The organism is Halorubrum sp. Ib24 (assembly GCF_002252745.1).
GTDB lineage: Archaea > Halobacteriota > Halobacteria > Halobacteriales > Haloferacaceae > Halorubrum.
This window is the reverse complement of sequence record NZ_NHOX01000011.1, coordinates 1-18,132: the sequence shown is the minus strand read 5'-3', so window position 1 is coordinate 18,132 and position 18,132 is coordinate 1. Positions and strand designations below refer to the sequence as shown.

The following is an 18,132-nucleotide window of genomic DNA, read 5'->3' as shown; positions in this document are numbered from 1 at the left end:
GAACCAGTCGGACGGTTCTCTCGATCGTCGATAAAGAGGACGGCCGCTATACGGCCGTCGCCGAGACGCTCAGGCTCCCGGAAATCTCGTCCGCCGTCGTTCCGTCCAGCGCATTGATGATGAACGAGACGCCGATCGACTCGCCGGTGGCCAGCTGGGCGGTGAGCCGGCCGGTGATCGGACTCGTCGCGAGACCCTCCCGTGCGCCGGCGCCGCCTTGCGAGGACTGTAGCTCGAAGGCGTACTCGGTGTTCCCGTCGATGTCGTCTCTCAGCTCGAAGTCGATCGCGACGGAAAGGTCCTCGGCGGACTGATTCACGACGACGAACGCGGATTCGAGCGAGTCCTGGCCGTCGCTCATATCTGCGGGGTCGTCGTCCGTGACCGCGGAGAACGTGTCACCCGTGATACCGTCGATGTCGTCGTCGGAAACGAACGCTCCGAACTGGTACACCGAACTGACGTTCACTCCGGGATCGCCGTCACCGATCGAGACCGTCAGTTCGCCACCGGTGCTCATCCGGACGCCCGCGACCGCTTCGTTCGCGACCAATCCGACTAACCCGTCGCTGTCGTCGACGACGTCGATCTCCGCCCGCCGGGAGACCTCTGCGGCACCGAACGCACCGGTGCCGGAAGCCGTGGCTCCCGTACCGACAAGCGCTCCCAGTCCGACCACGACGTCGCGTCGGTTCATAATAACGTACCTGTGTCGGAGTCCGGTTTATGAGTCGGCGTTGGTGAAGTCGTCGTGGCTCCCTGCGCGGACGGTGAGAGAACCACCGAGATCAGTGCTGGAACTGACCTCATCCACGTCAACAATAATTGTGACGTAGAATTCGTCTCCTGCTCCGACGGGGTCAGAGTATTGCTGGTCAGCGAATATGATACTAGCCGCTTTCGGGTTGTCACCGTTCGTTACGTCTCCGACCACGAGTCCTTCTTCCTGCGAGGAATTACCGTCATCGTCTCCTTCCTCGTAGTACGCAACCAAGTAGAGTCGAGCACCGGACGGGAATGATGAATTCGGGTCATAGGTGACTTCGATCTGTTTCGTACTGTTCGTCTGATTCATCACCTTGAACGCGTGCTCAGTTTCGATGCTGGTGTCCGTATCGATGGCGACGTCGCCGACAGACGGGCTCGCGGTCGGGTCACCGGGAACGTAGTCAACGTTGCCGGAATCGAACTCACCGAGCCCACCGACCTGATACGTAGAGTCAGGGTTGATACCGGTTCCGTCGTCATCCGGATCGAAGTCGATCATCAGCTCGTTACCGCTTCCACCGCTGTTGGTGACGTATTCGCTGGTTCCAGACTGTAGTCCGATGAGGCCGTTGCTGTCGTTGACGACACCGATGTTTGCTTCTCGACCGTCGAGTTCCGCGGCGGTAAACGCCCCAGTACCCGTCGCGGCCGCTGCTCCCGAAGCCAATGCACCCAGACCGATCACGAATTTGCGTCGTTCCATGTCGTATCTCACCTGTGTTGGCGCACCCCCGCAGCCCGGGCGTCCGGACCGGGAGTGCTTGGATAACACATACGGGTGGTGGTACTTCGTTATGATATTCTCGACATGTTTGCATCCACTCCTCGTTGCGTGACTCGCGCGGCTCGATGCGCTTCGGGCGCTCCTCGTCGCCCGTCCGGCGTCGCCCCGAAACAGCGATAAAGAGCCCCTAATTCGCTTCAGGGAGTGGATTAGCTGTTCAACGGTCCCCTGAAGATCCGGTCGGGCGTTCGTACCGGATTCAGGTGCTCCCCGTCTGACCGCCGATCATCGCCTGCTCCTAACAGAAAAACGACATTGACAGGTTAACTATCCTACTCATTTATGATAGTATCTCGCACACGTTACAAGCGAAAATCGCCGGTTCGAGGAGGGAGATCCGCCGGCGGGGAACCAGGGTGCTCACATCGATGACATCGACCGCTGCCACGACGGACGAATCGAGCCGAAACGGAGGTGAACTGTCCGAGGACGAGGTCTTCGAGGTGCTGTCGAACAGGCGGCGCCGCTTCGTCATCCACGCGCTCAAGCGCGCGGAGGAGCCGATCGACGTCGCCGAGCTCTCCGTGCACGTCACCGCGTGGGAGCGCGACGTCGACCCGGAGGCGGTCCGGTACGAGGACCGCCGGAACGTGTACAGCACGCTCCGGCGCACGCACCTCCCGAAGCTGGAGGAGAAGAACGTGGTGACGGTCGACGAGGAGGCGAACCTCGTCGAGCCGACGCCCGAGCTGGAGGAACTCGACATCTACGTCGAGGTCCTCCGCAGCCGGGAGATCCCGTGGAGCCTCTACTACGTCGGGCTCGCGGGCGTCGCCGTCTCGCTCCTCGCCGCCGTCGCGACCGGAACGCCGGGGTTCGCGGGGCTCGACGCGATCGACGTGGGGGCGTTCACCGCCACCGCCTTCGGGATCTCCGCCGCCGCCCACCGCGTCGTCGGCCGCCGAGCGCGCCTCGGGAACTCCGAGAAACCGCCCGAGCTCTCCGAGGGCACATGAGCGCGACCGCCCGGACGCCGACGGCCGACGCGAGCGCCCTCCGGACGCTGAGCCTCGTGCTCGTACTCGCGGCGGCCGTCGGGCTGGTGTTCGGTACCGTGGGGTTCTCTGCGATGGAGGCCGACCGCGGGCTCGCGGTCAACGTGACGGACGACGCGAGCGCGTACCTCGGCTACGAGCCGCTCGCCGACGAGGTCCGCGACGGCGAGTCCGCGGCCGTCGTCGAGTACCGGAACCGGTTCGGCGGCGACCTCGGCGAGTTCGACGTCGACGTCTCGATCGCGGACCCCGGAGCGACGGACGCGACGATCGAGTCGGTCGAGCCGCCCTCGTCGCTGGAGCGGGGGAGCGCCGCCGCGGTCGACGTCACGCTGCGCTGTCCGGAGCGAGAGGCGGTCCCGCTCGCGTTCGACGTCGACGCGAACGGCGGCGGGGTCGGCGTCTCGCTGGACCGCACCCACACCGTGACCTGCGTGCCGACGGGACCGACGGTGACGGGAGTCCGATACGCGGGCGTCGGGAACGTACGCGTCGAGACGAACGGAATGGACGGGGCCGTCGAGGCGACCGTCTGGCTCACGGCGGCGAATCCGGGCGAGGGCGGCCCCGAGGGACCGATACGGTCCGTGACGGTCGACCGCCTGAACACCTCGAAGCCGGTGCAGTCGCAGCTTCCCGGCGTCTCGAACGAGCGGATCGCGGCCGTCGAACTCCCCGATCGAGGGGTCGCGTTCTTCCACCCGGGATGGAACGGAGAGCAACACGCTGACCCCGAAGCGGGGCGCGGCGTCCGCTTCACCGACGTTCCGCTGGACGCCGCGACCGTGTCGAACACGTCCGTCGTCGACGAAAGCGACGACTGACCGCTTCTACAGCTCCACCCGCTCCCCGATCTCGGGCGCGCTCGCGTCGAACCCGTCCGCGCCGAGGTCCTCGGCGAACGCCTCGCAGCGGTCGCCGTGGTTCACCAGCACCCGCGCGCCGCGGTACGACTCGAGGAACGACTCCAGTCCCTCGCGATCGGCGTGCGCGGAGAAGTCGTACGACTCCACCCTGGCACTGACGGGACGCACCTGGCCGTTTATCTCGAGCCGCCCGTGTTCCTGGAGCTCGCGGCCCGGCGTCCCCTCGACCTGATACCCCGTCAGCGTCACGAGGTTCGCCGGGCTGCCCCGGATCTTCGGGAGGTACGAGTGGACCGGACCGCCCGCGAGCATCCCCGACGTGGTGATTATCAGCTCGTTGTCGGCGGCGATCCGCTCGCGCTGGCCGTCGCGGCCGGTGACGAAGCGCGCGGCGCCCTTGGCGCGGCGGAGCGCCTCGGGGTCGCGCAGGAACTCGGGATACCGCCGGACGAGCCGCGTCACCTCGACCCCCATCCCGTCGACGTAGGGGGTGAGGCCGTTCGCCTCGGCGACGAGCATGATCTCCTGCGTCCGCCCGATCGCGAACGCCGGCGCGACGACGGTCCCGCCCTCCCAGATCGTCGTCTCCGTGCTCTCGGCCCAGCGGTCCTCCACCGCGCGGCGGTCCTCGTGGGTCACGTCCGCGTACGTCGACTCGCAGATCACGGCGTCGGCGTCGGGCCGCGCCGTCGTCCCCGACACGAGCCGCTGGTCGTCGGTGTGGAAGTCGCCGGTGTACAGCAGTCGATCGTCGCCGTCGTCGACGACCAGGTGCGCGGACCCCGGGATGTGTCCCGCGTCGAACAGCGTCACCTCGTACTCCGTCCCCCCCGCCTCGACGGGGAACGGCTCTCGGTAGGCGTGTCGCTCCTCGACCTCGCCGACCCGCGCGACGTGCTCCTCGGAGAAGGGACACAGCGGGCTGTTGCCGTGGAGTTTGAGCGTGTCGCGCGCGAGCGTTCGCGTCAGGTCCGCGGTCGGCGGCGTCCAGTGGACCGCCGGCCGCCGGTCGCCCTTCAGCAGGGCCGGCACCGCGCCGGCGTGGTCGAGGTGCCCGTGCGAGACGACGACCGCGTCGGGCTCGGGGTCGCGGACCGGGTACTGCGGGGGGTCCGCGGTCAACAGGCCGTAGTCGAGGAGCAGCGCGTCGTCGACGAGGACCGCGCTCCGACCGACCTCGCGGGCGCCGCCGAGGAACTCGACCTCCATCGCCGATAGATAGCCGCCCGCGGCGTTAGTGCTCGTCGGTCTCGCTGCCTCCGGTGCTACCGTCGCCCCCGACGCCGTCGAACCGTGCCGCGACCGCTCCGACGACCGGCGCCGGCCCGAGGATCCACACCCACGCCGCGAGCACGAGCGCGCCCGGGAGCTCCGGCAGCGCGAGCCCCGTCACCGGCCACCACCCCGCGAGGAACGTCGCCCAGACCGCGACGTGGACCGGGACGAACGCGAGGGTCGCCCGCCCAGTCGCGGTCGCCCTCCGAACGACCCCGTCGACGGCGAAGGCGACGGTGACGAGGCCGTAGAAGCCGATCGCCGACGGGCCGTGGAGCGGTTCCGTGAGGTCGAAGGCGCCGACGCCGGCCATCGCGACCATCGCGATCGCGAGGACGGCCGCGCGGAGCGCGCCGGTCCGACCGCCGAGCGCCCGCCCGAGTTCGACCGCGTACCCGACGCCGACGGCGCCGCCGAGGATCAGCCCCAAATTGAAGACGGGCGCGCTCGGATCGCGGACCCCCAGGTCGGAGAGCGCGTCGCTCGTCCACGAGAACGTCGGGTCGAGGAGGACCGCGGCCGCGATGCCGCCGAGCGCGAGGAGCGTCGCCGCCGCGCCGAGAGCCCGGACTCGGGCGGTCGTCTCGGCGTCCGAGACACCTGCCGCGGCGTCACCGCCCATCGACGGCGGTCAGTCGAGCCGCTCCGCGGCGTCCCGCTCGACGAGGGGCGCCGCGTTCTCGACGGGGAGGCTCACGACGTCCTCGCTCGCGAGGTCGTACTCCCGCTCGTCGACGCCGAAGATGGCGCCGATGTCGCGGGTGATACGGACGGTCGCGCGGTCGTCGTCGACCGACTCGGCCGCGCGGGTCGACTCGGCTCCGGGAGACGCGCCCGTTTCGTCGGTCGAACCGACGTCGTCCGCGGCCGCGCGTCCGTCGCCGCCGGGCGCTCCGGGAGGCGCGGGCTCCGTCGGGACCGCGGTCGGGCCGCCGTCGGTGGTGGCGCCGTCGCCGGCGACGTCGTTCGCGTTGCGCTCCGGCGCGTCGGTCGGGGGCAGGTCGGACGACTCCGCCGTCTCGCCGGGCGTCGCGTCGAGCGCGTCGGCGACCTCGTCGTCCCCGCCGCCCATGGCGCCGGCGAGCGCGTCGGCGACCCCGCCAGACTCGTCTTCGGCCGCGTCCGCCTGTTCGATGGGGTTCGACCGATCGGCGGGCTCCGGGTCCGGCGCGGGCGGCGCCGGCTCCTCGGGAGCGTCGGGCGCGGCGCTCTCCGTCGGCCCCCGCTCCGCCGAGGCACCGTCGGGCGCGGACGCCGGTTCGAGCTCGGACCCCGTTCCGGACGCCGATCCGGACGCGGACTGGTCCACCGACACCTCGCCGGAGAGCACGTCGAGCACGCGCGATTTGTTCTCGCCGATGCGGTCGACGAGGTCGTCGAACAGCTTCCGCTCCTCGGTCGTCATGCCGTCGGCGTCGACCGGCATGTCGGCCGCCGCGAACGACGCGAGCTTGACGACCTTGCCGACGCGGCGCTCGTACAGCGCTTCGGCGACCTCCTCGGCCGTCTCGACCTCGTCGGAGAGGCGGCGGACGTCGTCGTCGGAGAACGGCTTGTCGACCTGTTCGGCGCGGCGGTCGCGGGCCGCGCGCAGGTCGGCGACGTAGGCGGCCACGTCGTCGTAGAAGGAGTCCCGCAGGTGCTGGAGGCTGTCCTTGCGGCGTTCCTTCGCTTGGGCCGATCTGAGCTCGTCCGATCATGTCCGGGTTGCCTTCCGGGCTTCGCGGCGGGCACATGGAGGAAGACCCGGGCGAACTCTGGGAACGGTGTTTCTACCGGATTCAACTCTAATCGCGGCCTCGCCGTTTATTCTACCGTCCGATCGACGTCGCTCCTCGATCGGAATCTCGCGGCGACGAACCTGGTCCGGCACGCGTCCCGAAGCGGTCGAAGTCGCAGGGTCGTCGCGCTCGATCGGCGCTGGACGACGGGGCCCGGAGCCGCCGTGGAGGTCCCCGGGAAGCGGATGAGCGCCGCGTGTCGGTGGGTGACGGTTCGTCGGGATCGGGCGGTGTCGGTCGGCGGCCGCGCGCGACGCAGCGCGTTGGAGACGAGCGGCGGCACGGCCCGGGCGCCGCTCACGTTGCCCTCGCGGACGCGGTCGGGTTCGCGGTCGAACGCGCCGGAGGATCGTCTCCGCTCCGCCCTTCGCCGACTCCCGTCAGTCCATGAGAGCGCTCGCGGCCGGGCGTCCTGTCATGTCGCCGGAGGTTCGTCGGCGCTACTCGACGGGGCTCGTGGACGCGGGCGCCCCACCCGCCTCGGGTGCGGGAGGCACGCGCTTCGTCGCTTTGCCCGCGCTCGGAAGACCGTCCGGATCAGGCCCTCCGTGTCCGAGGGTCGATTCGCGCGACGTAGTCGGACGACTCTCGGGCAGCCTCGCTGTCGAAGCCCCGCACGCTCTCCGTCGCGGACGTGGACGTGGTAGCCGCGCCCGCGGGAGAGCACGACGGTGAGGTCGTCGAAGGCGAAGGTCGTCGTGCAGAGGAAGGTCGGGGCAGCCGCAGGAGGGGCCTCCTTGCACTCGCGAGATTCTCGGGGTACGAGGGTGGTTCTCGGGGTCGCTCCGGGAGGTGCGTTCGGCGTACGGGTCGAGATCAGGTCGGCGGGACGCCACCCCTTCTTCGACATCGTCCGAGGGCGCCGGGTCGTCGTAGCGCGCGGGCCGAGAAGTAGGCGTGCCGGGGGCGTGTCCGCGAAAACGTTCGGACGTCGCCGGAGGTCGAACAGGACTGGTGGCGGACCATCGTCGTCCGGAGCCGGGGCGTCCACGGGATGTGGGCCCACTCGCGCAGGTTCGGTCCGGGCGTTAGCGACGGCAAGGCGCGGGGAGTAGTCGCCGACGCCCCTTCAGGTACTCGCCTTCACGGTCGCCTCGTCTCGTCTGCTACGGCGGTCGACGTATCAACGTAATCGTTCGCGGACCGGTTCCGCCGCGGCGACGCGACGTATTTAGTAACTGAGCCTCGGCAGTGCGGAAGGGCGCGCGCCGCGAGCCGGCCGCCCTCGGCCGGCCGCGAGTGTGCTGTGCGCAGGGAAGGGAGGCGGCGGCCGGCGCGGCTCACGCCGCGCCGGGCCGTCCGCGAGGCTGGGGGGAGGGTGAGAGGGTGCGTGCAGGCCGGGCGGGACTCAAAGGGGCAGCCGGCGAGGACGGCGCAGGCGATGCAAGCAACCGCAACACGGGAGCGTCAGCGACCGAAGTGAGGCGCACACGCGGGGCGTGGCCGTCCTCGCGGCTGTGTTCGGGCTTGTGGAATTGCTTCCCGCGGTGATACGACCCGTTTATAAACGAGCGGCTGGGCTTTGGAATGTTTCCCCGCGGGGGTCTGATATCGACCGTTATAACTGAGCGGCTGGGGGGCTTGGAGATGTTTCCCCGCCGGTTGATATCGAACCGTCTATAACCGAGCGCTTGGGTTTGAGCAGGTGCTTCGTCCCGGAAGAGCAGCTCGCGTATCTCCGGGGCCCACAACACTATCCCGGCACGCGCCGTAGCCGCGCCCATTGCGCTCCGAAGACGAAATTCGGCGGAGCAGTACGAGTTCCTCGCGGCGAGCAGCTCGGACGACGAGGACGATGTCTCACCGCGGCGTCGGCAGCTGTTCACCCTTCAAGCGCGCGCTCGGGCTGGGTGCTGGAAGAGAGCACATGTGAGCCGGCTCGCGGCCGCGACCGCCCGCCCGGTCTCGATCCCGGGGTAACGTGTTACAAGATTAGTACACCAAATAGACAGTCCTCGTAGCTTTATCACTCCGAACTTGTATCGCAGGTGAGTGTCGTCGGAGGGGCCGAAGCGTCAGCGGGACCATTCGGCCGCGACGCGGCTTTTTCCGGCGTCAGGCGCGCCGACTTCTTTGCGCTACCCGGAGCACTATCGCGCCGCCGGCGACGCGGCCGGTGCTCCGCGCGCGCCCCACCGCCCGCCGGTCCACGCCCGGCCGAGTCCATCGCCCAGCCGAGTCTAGGTTCCCGTCGGCCTCGACTCCGGCGATCGACCCCGACCATCCGTCGCTCCGATCCGACATATCAAATCCCGGATCCTCGGTCGGCGGGCCGATTCGGACCCGATCCGGTGGGTCGTAGTTGCCCGACTGACACGACGAAACCGGAAATATCGAGTGACTGCGGGGGTCGAACCGCTGATCGATGCCGTTTATAACGGTATATTTATTTATTTAGAACGGCAATGTCCGGTCAGTTGCATGTACGACCTCACGGGTTTTCAGCGTGACCTGCTCTACGTGATCGCCGGCCTGGACGAGCCCCACGGGCTCGCGATCAAAGACGAGCTGGAGGACTACTACGAGAAAGAGATCCACCACGGCCGGCTCTACCCCAACCTCGACACGCTCGTCGAGAAGGGCCTCGTCGAGAAGGGCCAGCGGGACCGGCGCACGAACTACTACACCCTGACCCGCCGCGGCCGACGCGAGATCGAGGCCCGGACGGAGTGGGAGACCGAGTACGTCGACCACTGAGCGGTCGGTTCCGTCTCCGCGGTCCCTCCCTCTCGCCTCTCTCTCCCCGCGCCGCGAGCCGCGGTTGGATGTTTCTCCAACGACCGCCGAATCGCCCCGGATTTATTCCATCCGCGTGCCACGCGTCACCATGGATCGCCACACGGCCACGCCCGACGTCACGGACCTCCCGGGCGATCGCGCGCGGGAGTGGGTCGACTACCACCACGAGTCGGCCGCGCCGAGCACGTACGTCTACGAGTTCGTCTGGGACCGCACCGCGCCCGCCGAGGGCCCGTTCTGCACCGACGTCGACGGCAACGTCCTCATGGACTTCACGAGCCACGTCGCCGCCGCGCCGCTCGGGTACAACAACCCGAAGATCATGGAACCGCTCGCGGAGTTCGACCTGGTCGACCCGCTGAAGATCGCGGGTCAGGACTTCTACGTCGCCGGCGGCGAGTCGCCCGGCGACGGGCTCCCGGGCTCGTCCGGGCTGATGGAGCGGCTCACCGAGGTCACCGACCACTACGACATGGACACCGTCTTCCTCTCGAACTCCGGGGCCGAGGCGGTCGAGAACGCGATCAAGATCGCGTACGACGACTCCGGCGGCGCCAAGCACGCGATCACCTTCGACGGCGCGTTCCACGGGCGGACGCTCGGCGCGCTCTCGCTCAACCGGTCCAAATCCGTTTACCGCCGGGAGTTCCCGGAGATCAGCGGCGTCCACGACGCCCCGTTCTGCGACGACCGGACCTGCACCCCGGAGACCTGCTCGTGCGGCTTCTTCGTCGACGGCGTCTCTCGGCTCCGGGAGAAGCTCGACCCCGAGCGCGGTCACATCGACCCGGACGACGTGGCGTACCTCATCTTGGAGCCGATCCAGGGCGAGGGCGGCTACCGGTTCCCCTCCGAGGCGTTCACCGACGAGGTCGCCGCCCTCGTCGACGAGCACGACATCACCCTGATCGCCGACGAGATCCAGTCCGGCGTCGGTCGCACCGGCGAGATGTGGGGGTCCGACCACTACGCGCTCGAACCGGACGTGATCTCCAGCGCCAAGGGGCTCCGCGTCGGCGCGACGGTCTCCCGCTCGGACGTGTTCCCCGAGGAGAAGAGTCGGCTCTCGTCGACGTGGGGCGCCGGCGACGTGATCGCCTCCGCGCAGGGCGCGCTCACGCTCGACGCCATCCGGGAGTACGACCTCATGGACAACGCCACGGTCCGGGGCCGACAGTTCAAGGAGACGATCCGCGACGCCGACCTCCCGGGCGTGACCGACGTCCGCGGGAAGGGACTGATGCTCGCGCTCGACTTCGACTCGAAGGAGCGCCGCGACGCGGTCCAGAAGGGCGCGTTCTCCCGCGGGCTGCTCACGCTGGCGTGCGGCCACGACGTGCTCCGGATCCTGCCGCCGCTCGACGTCACCGAACGCGAGATCGACCTCGGCTGTGACCTGTTGGCCGCCGCCATCGCCGAAACGGCCTGAACGACGCGTTACCGGTCCGCGTACCACTCCGCGAACTTCTCTAACGCCCGCCCCCGGTGTGACACCGCGTTCTTCCGGTCGGTGTCCATCTCGGCGAACGTCTCGCCGTCGTGTTCGACGATCGGGTCGTAGCCGAAGCCGCCGTCGCCGCGCGGCGCCACGATCCGCCCGGGGACGTACCCCTCGAACAGCTTGACCGGGAGCGCGTCGGTCGATTCGCCCGCCCCGTCGCCGTTCGATTCGCCCGCCCCGTCGTCAGCAACTCCCTCCCCGTCCGGTCCGGCCGCGGCGGCCGCGTCTCGATCGCCCCGGTCGACGGGGTCCGGGCTCGCGGCGAACCCCTCGCCGTCGCAGTAGCCGAGCGTGCAGCGGAACGCGGCCCGGCGGTCGTCGAGGCCGGCGGCGATCTCGTGGACGCGCTCGACCCCGAGCGTCTCCTCCACGTACGAGGAGTACGGACCGGGGAACCCGTCGAGCCCCTCAACGAACAGCCCCGCGTCGTCGACGAGCACCGGCTCGCCCGCGTGGCGGTACGCCTCCCGCGCGCCCCGCGCGGCGATCGGCCCGAGCCCGTCGGCCTGGATCTCCGTGTAGTCGAAGTCGAGTCGCTCCACCGAGCCGTCCGGCAGGTACCGCTCCGCCTCACGCACTTTCCCGGGGTTCGTCGTCACGTATCTGAGCACGGATCCGGCTGGGGGCGGCCGAAACGAATAGCCGTCGGTCGCGGGCGCCGCCGCGGTCGACCCGCTCGGCGGACCGCCGGCAGTACGCTTTTGTTGGTTCGTCGGAATCTCCCGCGTATGTCCCTCCCGACGTTCGAGAAAAAGCGGCTGATAGGGCTCGTCGCGGTCCTCTCGTTCGGGCTCACCTCGCTGTTCGCCGTCCTCCTCCCGGGGGCGTTGGGGCCGCTGATCCCCGCCACGTTCATCCTCGGCTTCTTCGTGATCATCCCGCTCGTGCTGCTGCTCGGCGAGGACTTCCCGCTCGTCGAGTCCGGGGACGCGGCCGGTGCGTCGGCCGCGACGACCGCGGCGGCCGGGGATCCCCTGGAGACGCTCCGCGAGCGGTACGCCACCGGCGAGATCGGCGAGGAGGAGTTCGAGCGCCGGCTCGACCGACTGCTGGAGACCGAGGATCTGAAGGGCCGAATCGACGCCGACGCCGCGGACCGACGCGACTCCCGTGACCGTCGCGAGCGCGAGACGGAACTGGAGTAGCGGACGGGAGAACGCGGCGTCGACCGCTCCGTCGGTCGCCGTCGCTCGCCGCCGACCCGCGACCAGCGCCGCCGACCCGCGAAGGACACTCTCTTAAGAATCGACCATCAGGAACGGACGGACATGTTGATCGCCGGAACCGTCATCGCCGATCCGGAGACCGTCGTCCCCGACGGCGCGGTCGTCGTCGAGGGCGCGACGATCGCCGCGGTCGGCGCCGCCGCCGCCCTCCGCGAGGAGTACCCCGACCACGAGCGCCGCGAGGTCGACCTCGTCGCGCCCGGGTTGATCGGGGGCCACGTGCACTCGGTGCAGTCGCTCGGCCGGGGGATCGCCGACGACGCCGCCCTGCTCGACTGGCTGTTCGACGCCGTGCTCCCGATGGAGGCCGCGATGGACGCCGAGGCGACCCGCGCCGCCGCCGAGCTCGGGTACCTCGAATGCCTCGAGAGCGGGACGACGACCGTCGTCGACCACCTCTCCGTCAACCACGCGGAGCAGGCGTTCGAGGCCGCGATAGACACGGGGATCCGCGCGCGGCTCGGGAAGGTGCTGATGGACCGGGACTCCCCGGACGGACTCTTAGAGGACACGGACGCCGCGCTCGCCGAGAGCGAGGCGCTCGTCGAGGAGTACCACGGCGCCGCCGGCGGTCGGATCCGGTACGCGGTCACCCCCCGGTTCGCCGTCACCTGCACGGAGGCGTGCCTGCGGGGCTGCCGCGAGCTCGCCGACCGCCACGAGGGCGTGACGATCCACACCCACGCCAGCGAGAACGAGGACGAGATCGAGGCGGTAGCGGCCGACACGGGCCGACGAAACGTCCTGTGGCTCGACGAGGTCGGGCTCACGGGACCGGACGTGACGCTCGCCCACTGCGTCCACACAGACGAGCGCGAGCGAGAGGTGCTCGCCGAGACCGACACGGTCGTCACCCACTGCCCCTCCTCGAACATGAAGCTCGCCTCCGGAGTCGCCCCGATCCACGACTACCTCGACCGGGGGATCACGGTCGCACTCGGCAACGACGGCCCGCCCTGCAACAACACGCTCGACCCGTTCACCGAGATGCGGCAGGCGAGCCTCCTCGGGAAGGTCGACGCGCGCGACCCGACCCGGCTCCCCGCCGCGACCGTGTTGGAGATGGCGACGACGAACGGCGCGCGCGCCGCCGGCTTCGACCGACTCGGCGCCCTTCGAGAGGGCCACCGGGCCGACGTGATCGGGCTCACCACCGACCGGACGCGCGCCACGCCGATCCACGACCCGCTCTCGCATCTCGTGTACGCCGCTCACGGCGACGACGTGGTCTTCACGATGGTCGACGGCGAGGTCCGGTACGAGGGCGGCGAGCACGTCGGGACCGACGCCGACGCGGTCCGCGAGCGCGCGACCCGACAGGCGAAGCGCGTGGTCGACGAAGCGGGCATCGACACGGCCGATCCGTGAACGGTCGCTCAGACGTCTCTCGTCGGTGTCTATCCGGCTAATCCAGACGATTGAAAGCGGTTTGATCCGCATTAATTCGGGCTGAGAATCTCCGTTATATACCCGTCCGGGGTGCGTAGGGCGAATCACCATGACGGACCGACCGCGGACGACAGGCGACGACCGCTCTCAGGACACCCCCGCCGACGGCTTCGGACGACGTGAGTTCGTGGCGCTCGGCGCGGGCGCGAGCGCGACGCTACTCGCCGGCTGCGCCGGCGACGGTGCGCTCCCCTCGTCGGACGGCTCCGACGGCTCCGAGGGCTCGGACGGCTCCGACGGGTCGCAGACGCTCACCGGTAACTTCCGGCTCCTCATCAGCGACGCGCCGGCCGACATCGGCGACTTCGATCAGCTGAACGTCACCCTCGACGAGGCTCGGATCTTCGAGGCACGGGACGAGGACGACGACGAAGACGATGACGACGAGGACGCGGAGCCCGACGAACAAGAGACAGACGGTGAGGACGACGGCTCGGAAGAGGCCGGGAACGCGACCGAAGCGGAGAACGACTCGTCGAACGGAACCGCGGACGAGGACGACGTGGAAGGCGATGCGGAGGACGACGTGGAAGGCGATGCGGAGGACGACGGGGAAGGCGATGCGGAGGACGACGGGAACGAAGACGAGGAGGACGACGAAGACGGAGACGCGGAGGAGCGCGGCTTCACCGTCGTCGACCTCGACGGCGCCACTGTCGACCTCACGCGGGTGATCGAGGAGGACGCTATGGCCGTGTTCGACGGTGAAATTCCGGCGGGAAGCTACGAGAAGATCGAGCTCTCCGTCTCCGCCGTCGAGGGGATCGTCGACGGCGGGGAAGTCGACGTGAAGCTCCCGAGCGAGAAGCTCCGGATCACGAACGGGTTCGAGGTCACGCCCGACGAACCAGTCAGCTTCGTCTTCGACATCAACGTCGTCAAGCGCGGTCCGAACAACGGCTACATCCTCAAACCCGTGATCTCCGGGAGCGGGGTCGCGGGCCGGGACGTCGACGTCAACGAGATCGACGACGATGACGACGAGGACGAATCCGCCGCCGACGCCGAGGAAGCGGACTGGTCGGACGGCGACGAGGACGAATCCGCCGCCGACACCGAGGAAGCGGACGGGTCGGACGGCGACGAGGACGGGTCCGACGGCGACGGCGCCGCCGAAAACGAAACCGACGGTGCCGGAAATGAGACCGCCGCCGGCAGCGACAGCTAACCGCGGTACAGCGATTCGGGCAAGGCCGGCGTCGCTCGAACCGGCACCGGCTTCTATTTGAAACGAGGACCCGCCTACGACGACGTCGCGGCGGAAGGGACGGCGGTCGACGGACGCTTCGCCCACTCCAGCGCGGGGTCGGTGTCGTTGAACGCCTCGGTGTCGACCCCTTCGACGTCGATAGTCCGCTTGAGGTAGCGGCGCTTCGAGCGCTCGCCGACGACGGCGAACCGGTCCACGCCGCGGGCGACGGCGATCTGGGCCGACTCCCGGAGCGCCCGCCGCCCGGCGTCGGAGCAGGGCCGGCTCGTCCGCACGAGGATCACGACGGCGTCGACCGCGCGGTCGGCGGTGACCGTCCGCCACCGATCGAGCAGCGCCTCGCTGTCGGCGGGGCTAAGCCCCGTTCCGTGTGGGAACTCGACGACTAGCACCTCGTCGTCGGTCCGCAGCGACCAGCGCTCGCTCGGTTGCATGTCATTGCTTCTCACCTGTCGGATAATAAATGTGCGTTCCAAATTATCTGATCTGATTCCTTGCGACAGGGCGGACGCGGCGGATCGCGTCGGAAGCGCACCGAGCGACGGATTCCCGGCCGTGTGGTCGAAGCGAGCGAACGTATCGGTCCCGAGAACTACCGGTCCGGACCGACGTCACCGTCCGTCGCCGCCGCCACGACCGCCTCGGCGAGGGCCGCGAAGTCGGCGTCCCCCGGAACGACGTCGACGTCGATCCCGTGTTCCGCCGCCGTCTCCGCGGTCGGCGGGCCGATCGCGCCCACGGTCGCGTCGTCGAGGCCGGCGATCGCCGCCTCGCGGATCCCCCGCTCGTCGGCGGCCTCGAGGAAGTGAGTCACCGTGAGCGACGAGGTGAACGCGGCGGCGTCGAGGTCGCCCGCGGCGGCCCGCTCGGTGGACTCGCCCGCCCCCTCCGGCCGTGTCAGCCGGTACAGCACCGTCTCGTTGACCGTCGCGTCGGCGTCGCGGACGACCTCGATCAGCACGTCGCTGCCGTGGTCCGAGCGGGCCACCTCGACGGCCTCGCCGGCGACGCGCCCGGAGAGCGCCTCGACCAGCCCCGCCGAGGTGTACTCGTCGGGGACGACGTCGACGGTCCAGCCGGCCTCGCGCGCCGCGGCGGCGGTCGCGGGGCCGATGGCGACGAGCGTCGCGTCGCCCGGCTTCCAGCCCGCCTCGGCCGCGAGCTCGACGCCGGTCTTGCTCGTGAGGACGACGTACGGCGCCGCGGCCGGCACCGCCCCCGTCGCTTCGACCGCGAGCATCGGGTCGGCGACCGGCTCGGCGCCGAGCGACTCCAGCAGCGCCGCGGCGTCGTCTATCCGCTCGTCGGCCGGGCGGAAGACGGCTACGCGGGGGGCGTCGCTCACGCCTCCTCACCCCGCCCGCCGTCGTTTCGGAGGAACTCGACGACCCGGTCCCGGGCCGCGGCCACGTCGCCGATCACGGTGATCGCGGGCGGCTCGATCCCGGCCTCGTCGCGGACTTCGACGATCGAGTCGAGGGTGCCGGTCGCGACGCGCATCCCCGGCCACGTCGCGCGCTCCACCAGCGCGACGGGGGTGTCGCCGGCGAGCCCGGCGTCGCGGAGCTCGGCGGCGTACGCGGGCAGCTTGCCGACGCCCATCAGCACGACGATCGTCCCGCCGGTCGCGGCGAGCGCGTCCCAGTCGACCGCCGACTCCTCCTTCGTCGGGTCCTCGTGGCCCGTGACGAAGGAGACGGAGGAGGCGTGATCGCGGTGCGTCACGGGGATCCCGGCGACTGCGGGCCCCGCGATCGCCGAGGTGACGCCCGGGACGACCTCGAAGGGGACCCCGGCGTCGGCGAGGTGTTCGGCCTCTTCGCCGCCCCGGCCGAAGACGAACGGGTCGCCGCCCTTGAGCCGGACGACGGACTTCCCCTCGCGCGCGAGTTCGACCAGCCGTCGGTTCGTGTACTCCTGGGGGGTCCACTCGCCGCCGGCGCGCTTGCCGACGTCCTCGCGCTTCTCGGCCGGGATCTCTCCGAGTATCTCCGGGCCGGGGAGCTTGTCGTGGAGGACCACGTCGGCCGACTCGATCAGCCGGGCGGCCTTCACGGTCATGAGGTCCGGGTCGCCCGGCCCCGAGCCGACGAGGTAGACGGTGCCGATGTCGGCCGATTCCCCGCCGTCGTCGCCCTCGCTTTTCGCCTCACTCATCGTCCGCCTCCTGCCGGGTCCCCTGGTCCACTTCGGCCTCCTCGCGGGCGGCGGCGATCAGATCGGCCGCGCCACGGTCCGCCAGGTCCGCCGCGAACGACTCGGCCGCCTTCGCGTGCGACCGGATCGGGAGGTCGCGGGTGTCCGCCACCTCCTCGGTGCCGTCGGTAGAGAGCACGCGGACGCGGGTGTGGACGTGCTCGCCCTGCACGAGCGCCGAGACGCCGATGGGGGCGACGCAGCCGCCGTTGAGTTCCCCGAGGATCGTCCGCTCGACGGTGACCGCCACCCGGGTCCGGGGGTGGTCGACCGCGGAGCGCACGTCCTCGATCACGTCCGGGTCGGTCGCGGTCACCGCGATGGCGCCCTGGCCCGCCGCGGGAACGAACTCCTCGCGGGGAAGCCGGGTCGTGGGAATCTCGTGGAACAGGTCGGAGCGCCGGAGCCCTGCCTCCGCGAGGACGACGGCGTCGTACTCGGTTTCGACCTTCCGCTCCATCGCCGAGCGCTCCAGGTCGGAGAGCGAGTCGAACCACTCCTCGACGGTGCGGTCGAACTCCTCGTCGATCTCGGGGTCGTCGCTGTCGGCGTCCTCGGCGCCGTCTTCGGCGTCGTCAGCACCGCTCTCCTCGGCGGTCATCGCGCTCGCCTCGCCCGAGGCGATCAGCCGGCGCTCGTGTTCCGCCTGGAGGCCGGGCGCGAGCAGCTTCTCGATCCGGGTGTCGACGTTGCCGCGGAGCGGCTCGACGACGAGGTCCGGGCGCGCGGCTTTGAGCTGGGCGGTCCGCCGGAGCGAGCCCGTCCCGATCACCGCGCCCGAGGGCAGGTCATCGATCCCGACCCCGTCGGGGTGGACGAGCACGTCGCCCGAGGGCGCGCGCTCGGGGACGCCGGCGACGACCATGTCGTCCATCCCCTCGGTCGGCACGTCCTTCAGGGAGTGGACGGCGAGGTCGGCGTCGCCGCCGAGCACCTCCTCGTCGAGCGATCGGACGAAGGCGCCGGTCTTCCCGAGCCGGTGGATCAGCTCGTCGGGGATCTGGTCGCCGCGGGTCTCGACGCGGCGGAGTTCCACGTCGCGTCGGCGGCTCGACAACGCGTCGCGGACGGTCCCGGCCTGCCGGAGGGCGAGGTCCGACCCGCGCGTGGCGAGCCTGAGGGTCTCGGTCATACCTGACCGGACGGTCCCCGCGTTCAAAAGGGCATTAGTTCGGGCGTCGCGCCGGAACGCGGACGGAAGGAGAGCGCCGCCGCGACAATTTATAAACAGAACCGGCGTGCGCCTGCGAGCGGCCGTGAGGCCGCGAGCAGACCGTACGAGGGAGGTGGCGGTCCGGCGCGGCCCCGCCCGCGCCGGGCCGTCCGCCGAGGCTGGGGAGGC

Annotated in this window: 17 protein-coding genes; 7 read left to right on the top strand and 10 right to left on the bottom strand. The window is 70.1% G+C overall.

Features of this window, described 5'->3' with window-relative positions; translation table 11 throughout:
- Positions 1 to 46: 46 nt before the first annotated feature.
- Positions 47 to 697 (bottom strand): hypothetical protein, encoded by a 651-nt coding sequence (locus tag DJ82_RS02495; RefSeq protein WP_094558633.1) that lies wholly within the window; start codon positions 695 to 697, stop codon positions 47 to 49.
- Between the two features lie 27 nt (positions 698 to 724).
- Positions 725 to 1,471: a hypothetical protein gene (locus DJ82_RS15160; protein WP_241881380.1), complete on the bottom strand. Its 747-nt coding sequence runs from the start codon at positions 1,469 to 1,471 to the stop codon at positions 725 to 727.
- Between the two features lie 449 nt (positions 1,472 to 1,920).
- Here DJ82_RS15160 and DJ82_RS02485 point away from each other — a divergent pair, with 449 nt between their 5' ends.
- Both DJ82_RS02485 and DJ82_RS02480 read left to right on the top strand, forming a co-directional pair.
- A complete protein-coding gene (locus DJ82_RS02485; RefSeq protein WP_094580990.1) occupies positions 1,921 to 2,508 on the top strand; it encodes a transcriptional regulator in 588 nt (195 codons plus the stop codon).
- The gene (locus DJ82_RS02480; RefSeq protein ID WP_094580986.1) at positions 2,505 to 3,371 is read left to right on the top strand and encodes a hypothetical protein; all 867 of its coding nucleotides are present in this window, start codon (positions 2,505 to 2,507) and stop codon (positions 3,369 to 3,371) included. Before DJ82_RS02485 ends, DJ82_RS02480 begins: the two co-directional genes overlap by 4 nt.
- A 6-nt stretch (positions 3,372 to 3,377) precedes the next feature.
- On the opposite strand, the gene DJ82_RS02475 is transcribed toward DJ82_RS02480, so the two are convergent.
- The 3 genes from DJ82_RS02475 to DJ82_RS02465 are packed head-to-tail and all read right to left on the bottom strand — an operon-like array spanning position 3,378 to position 6,327.
- A complete protein-coding gene (locus DJ82_RS02475) occupies positions 3,378 to 4,622 on the bottom strand; it encodes an MBL fold metallo-hydrolase (protein WP_094580985.1) in 1,245 nt (414 codons plus the stop codon).
- A gap of 25 nt (positions 4,623 to 4,647) precedes the next feature.
- Positions 4,648 to 5,310 carry a DUF998 domain-containing protein gene (locus DJ82_RS02470; RefSeq protein ID WP_094580984.1) on the bottom strand — a complete coding sequence of 221 codons (663 nt, stop codon included), beginning with the start codon at positions 5,308 to 5,310 and terminating at the stop codon, positions 4,648 to 4,650.
- Between the two features lie 9 nt (positions 5,311 to 5,319).
- Positions 5,320 to 6,327: a hypothetical protein gene (locus DJ82_RS02465; protein WP_241881382.1), complete on the bottom strand. Its 1,008-nt coding sequence runs from the start codon at positions 6,325 to 6,327 to the stop codon at positions 5,320 to 5,322.
- A 2,563-nt stretch (positions 6,328 to 8,890) separates the two neighbouring features.
- Here DJ82_RS02465 and DJ82_RS02455 point away from each other — a divergent pair.
- Together DJ82_RS02455 and DJ82_RS02450 are read left to right on the top strand one after the other, a co-directional pair.
- Positions 8,891 to 9,166: a PadR family transcriptional regulator gene (locus DJ82_RS02455; RefSeq protein ID WP_094580983.1), complete on the top strand. Its 276-nt coding sequence runs from the start codon at positions 8,891 to 8,893 to the stop codon at positions 9,164 to 9,166.
- A 130-nt stretch (positions 9,167 to 9,296) separates the two neighbouring features.
- Positions 9,297 to 10,637 carry an aminotransferase class III-fold pyridoxal phosphate-dependent enzyme gene (locus DJ82_RS02450; protein ID WP_094526877.1) on the top strand — a complete coding sequence of 447 codons (1,341 nt, stop codon included), beginning with the start codon at positions 9,297 to 9,299 and terminating at the stop codon, positions 10,635 to 10,637.
- 8 nt (positions 10,638 to 10,645) lie between these two features.
- On the opposite strand, the gene DJ82_RS02445 is transcribed toward DJ82_RS02450, so the two are convergent.
- Positions 10,646 to 11,320 carry a non-canonical purine NTP pyrophosphatase gene (locus DJ82_RS02445; RefSeq protein ID WP_094580982.1) on the bottom strand — a complete coding sequence of 225 codons (675 nt, stop codon included), beginning with the start codon at positions 11,318 to 11,320 and terminating at the stop codon, positions 10,646 to 10,648.
- 117 nt (positions 11,321 to 11,437) lie between these two features.
- Between DJ82_RS02445 and DJ82_RS02440 the strand changes: the two genes are divergently transcribed.
- The 3 genes from DJ82_RS02440 to DJ82_RS02430 all read left to right on the top strand — a co-directional run bounded on the left by DJ82_RS02440 (position 11,438) and on the right by DJ82_RS02430 (position 14,552).
- On the top strand, positions 11,438 to 11,854 hold the full coding sequence (locus DJ82_RS02440) for an SHOCT domain-containing protein (RefSeq protein ID WP_094523987.1): 417 nt from the start codon (positions 11,438 to 11,440) through the stop codon (positions 11,852 to 11,854).
- 123 nt (positions 11,855 to 11,977) lie between these two features.
- Positions 11,978 to 13,303, top strand: a complete 1,326-nt coding sequence (locus DJ82_RS02435; RefSeq protein WP_094580981.1) for a 5'-deoxyadenosine deaminase — start codon at positions 11,978 to 11,980, stop codon at positions 13,301 to 13,303.
- 130 nt (positions 13,304 to 13,433) lie between these two features.
- The gene (locus DJ82_RS02430; protein WP_094580980.1) at positions 13,434 to 14,552 is read left to right on the top strand and encodes a DUF4382 domain-containing protein; all 1,119 of its coding nucleotides are present in this window, start codon (positions 13,434 to 13,436) and stop codon (positions 14,550 to 14,552) included.
- Between the two features lie 74 nt (positions 14,553 to 14,626).
- On the opposite strand, the gene DJ82_RS02425 is transcribed toward DJ82_RS02430, so the two are convergent.
- The 4 genes from DJ82_RS02425 to hemC form a co-directional block, all read right to left on the bottom strand.
- Complete coding sequence (locus DJ82_RS02425; protein ID WP_094580979.1) at positions 14,627 to 15,028, bottom strand: hypothetical protein; 402 nt, start codon at positions 15,026 to 15,028, stop codon at positions 14,627 to 14,629.
- A gap of 158 nt (positions 15,029 to 15,186) precedes the next feature.
- Complete coding sequence (locus DJ82_RS02420; RefSeq protein WP_094580978.1) at positions 15,187 to 15,939, bottom strand: uroporphyrinogen-III synthase; 753 nt, start codon at positions 15,937 to 15,939, stop codon at positions 15,187 to 15,189.
- On the bottom strand, positions 15,936 to 16,751 hold the full coding sequence (cobA, locus tag DJ82_RS02415; RefSeq protein ID WP_094523982.1) for a uroporphyrinogen-III C-methyltransferase: 816 nt from the start codon (positions 16,749 to 16,751) through the stop codon (positions 15,936 to 15,938). The genes DJ82_RS02420 and cobA overlap by 4 nt, the downstream gene beginning before the upstream one ends.
- Entirely contained in the window at positions 16,744 to 17,922 is a 1,179-nt protein-coding gene (gene hemC, locus DJ82_RS02410; RefSeq protein ID WP_094523981.1) for a hydroxymethylbilane synthase, read from the bottom strand. Before hemC ends, cobA begins: the two co-directional genes overlap by 8 nt.
- Positions 17,923 to 18,132 lie beyond the last annotated feature (210 nt).

What these genes read in the sequence shown, in the direction of transcription:
- DJ82_RS02495 (WP_094558633.1), bottom strand. Translation starts at nt 697, where the DNA reads ATGAACCGACGCGACGTCGTGGTCGGACTGGGAGCGCTTGTCGGTACG.
- DJ82_RS15160 (WP_241881380.1), bottom strand. Translation starts at nt 1,471, where the DNA reads ATGGAACGACGCAAATTCGTGATCGGTCTGGGTGCATTGGCTTCGGGA.
- DJ82_RS02485 (WP_094580990.1), top strand. Translation starts at nt 1,921, where the DNA reads ATGACATCGACCGCTGCCACGACGGACGAATCGAGCCGAAACGGAGGT.
- DJ82_RS02480 (WP_094580986.1), top strand. Translation starts at nt 2,505, where the DNA reads ATGAGCGCGACCGCCCGGACGCCGACGGCCGACGCGAGCGCCCTCCGG.
- DJ82_RS02475 (WP_094580985.1), bottom strand. Translation starts at nt 4,622, where the DNA reads ATGGAGGTCGAGTTCCTCGGCGGCGCCCGCGAGGTCGGTCGGAGCGCG.
- DJ82_RS02470 (WP_094580984.1), bottom strand. Translation starts at nt 5,310, where the DNA reads ATGGGCGGTGACGCCGCGGCAGGTGTCTCGGACGCCGAGACGACCGCC.
- DJ82_RS02455 (WP_094580983.1), top strand. Translation starts at nt 8,891, where the DNA reads ATGTACGACCTCACGGGTTTTCAGCGTGACCTGCTCTACGTGATCGCC.
- DJ82_RS02450 (WP_094526877.1), top strand. Translation starts at nt 9,297, where the DNA reads ATGGATCGCCACACGGCCACGCCCGACGTCACGGACCTCCCGGGCGAT.
- DJ82_RS02440 (WP_094523987.1), top strand. Translation starts at nt 11,438, where the DNA reads ATGTCCCTCCCGACGTTCGAGAAAAAGCGGCTGATAGGGCTCGTCGCG.
- DJ82_RS02435 (WP_094580981.1), top strand. Translation starts at nt 11,978, where the DNA reads ATGTTGATCGCCGGAACCGTCATCGCCGATCCGGAGACCGTCGTCCCC.
- DJ82_RS02430 (WP_094580980.1), top strand. Translation starts at nt 13,434, where the DNA reads ATGACGGACCGACCGCGGACGACAGGCGACGACCGCTCTCAGGACACC.
- DJ82_RS02425 (WP_094580979.1), bottom strand. Translation starts at nt 15,028, where the DNA reads ATGCAACCGAGCGAGCGCTGGTCGCTGCGGACCGACGACGAGGTGCTA.
- cobA (WP_094523982.1), bottom strand. Translation starts at nt 16,751, where the DNA reads ATGAGTGAGGCGAAAAGCGAGGGCGACGACGGCGGGGAATCGGCCGAC.
- hemC (WP_094523981.1), bottom strand. Translation starts at nt 17,922, where the DNA reads ATGACCGAGACCCTCAGGCTCGCCACGCGCGGGTCGGACCTCGCCCTC.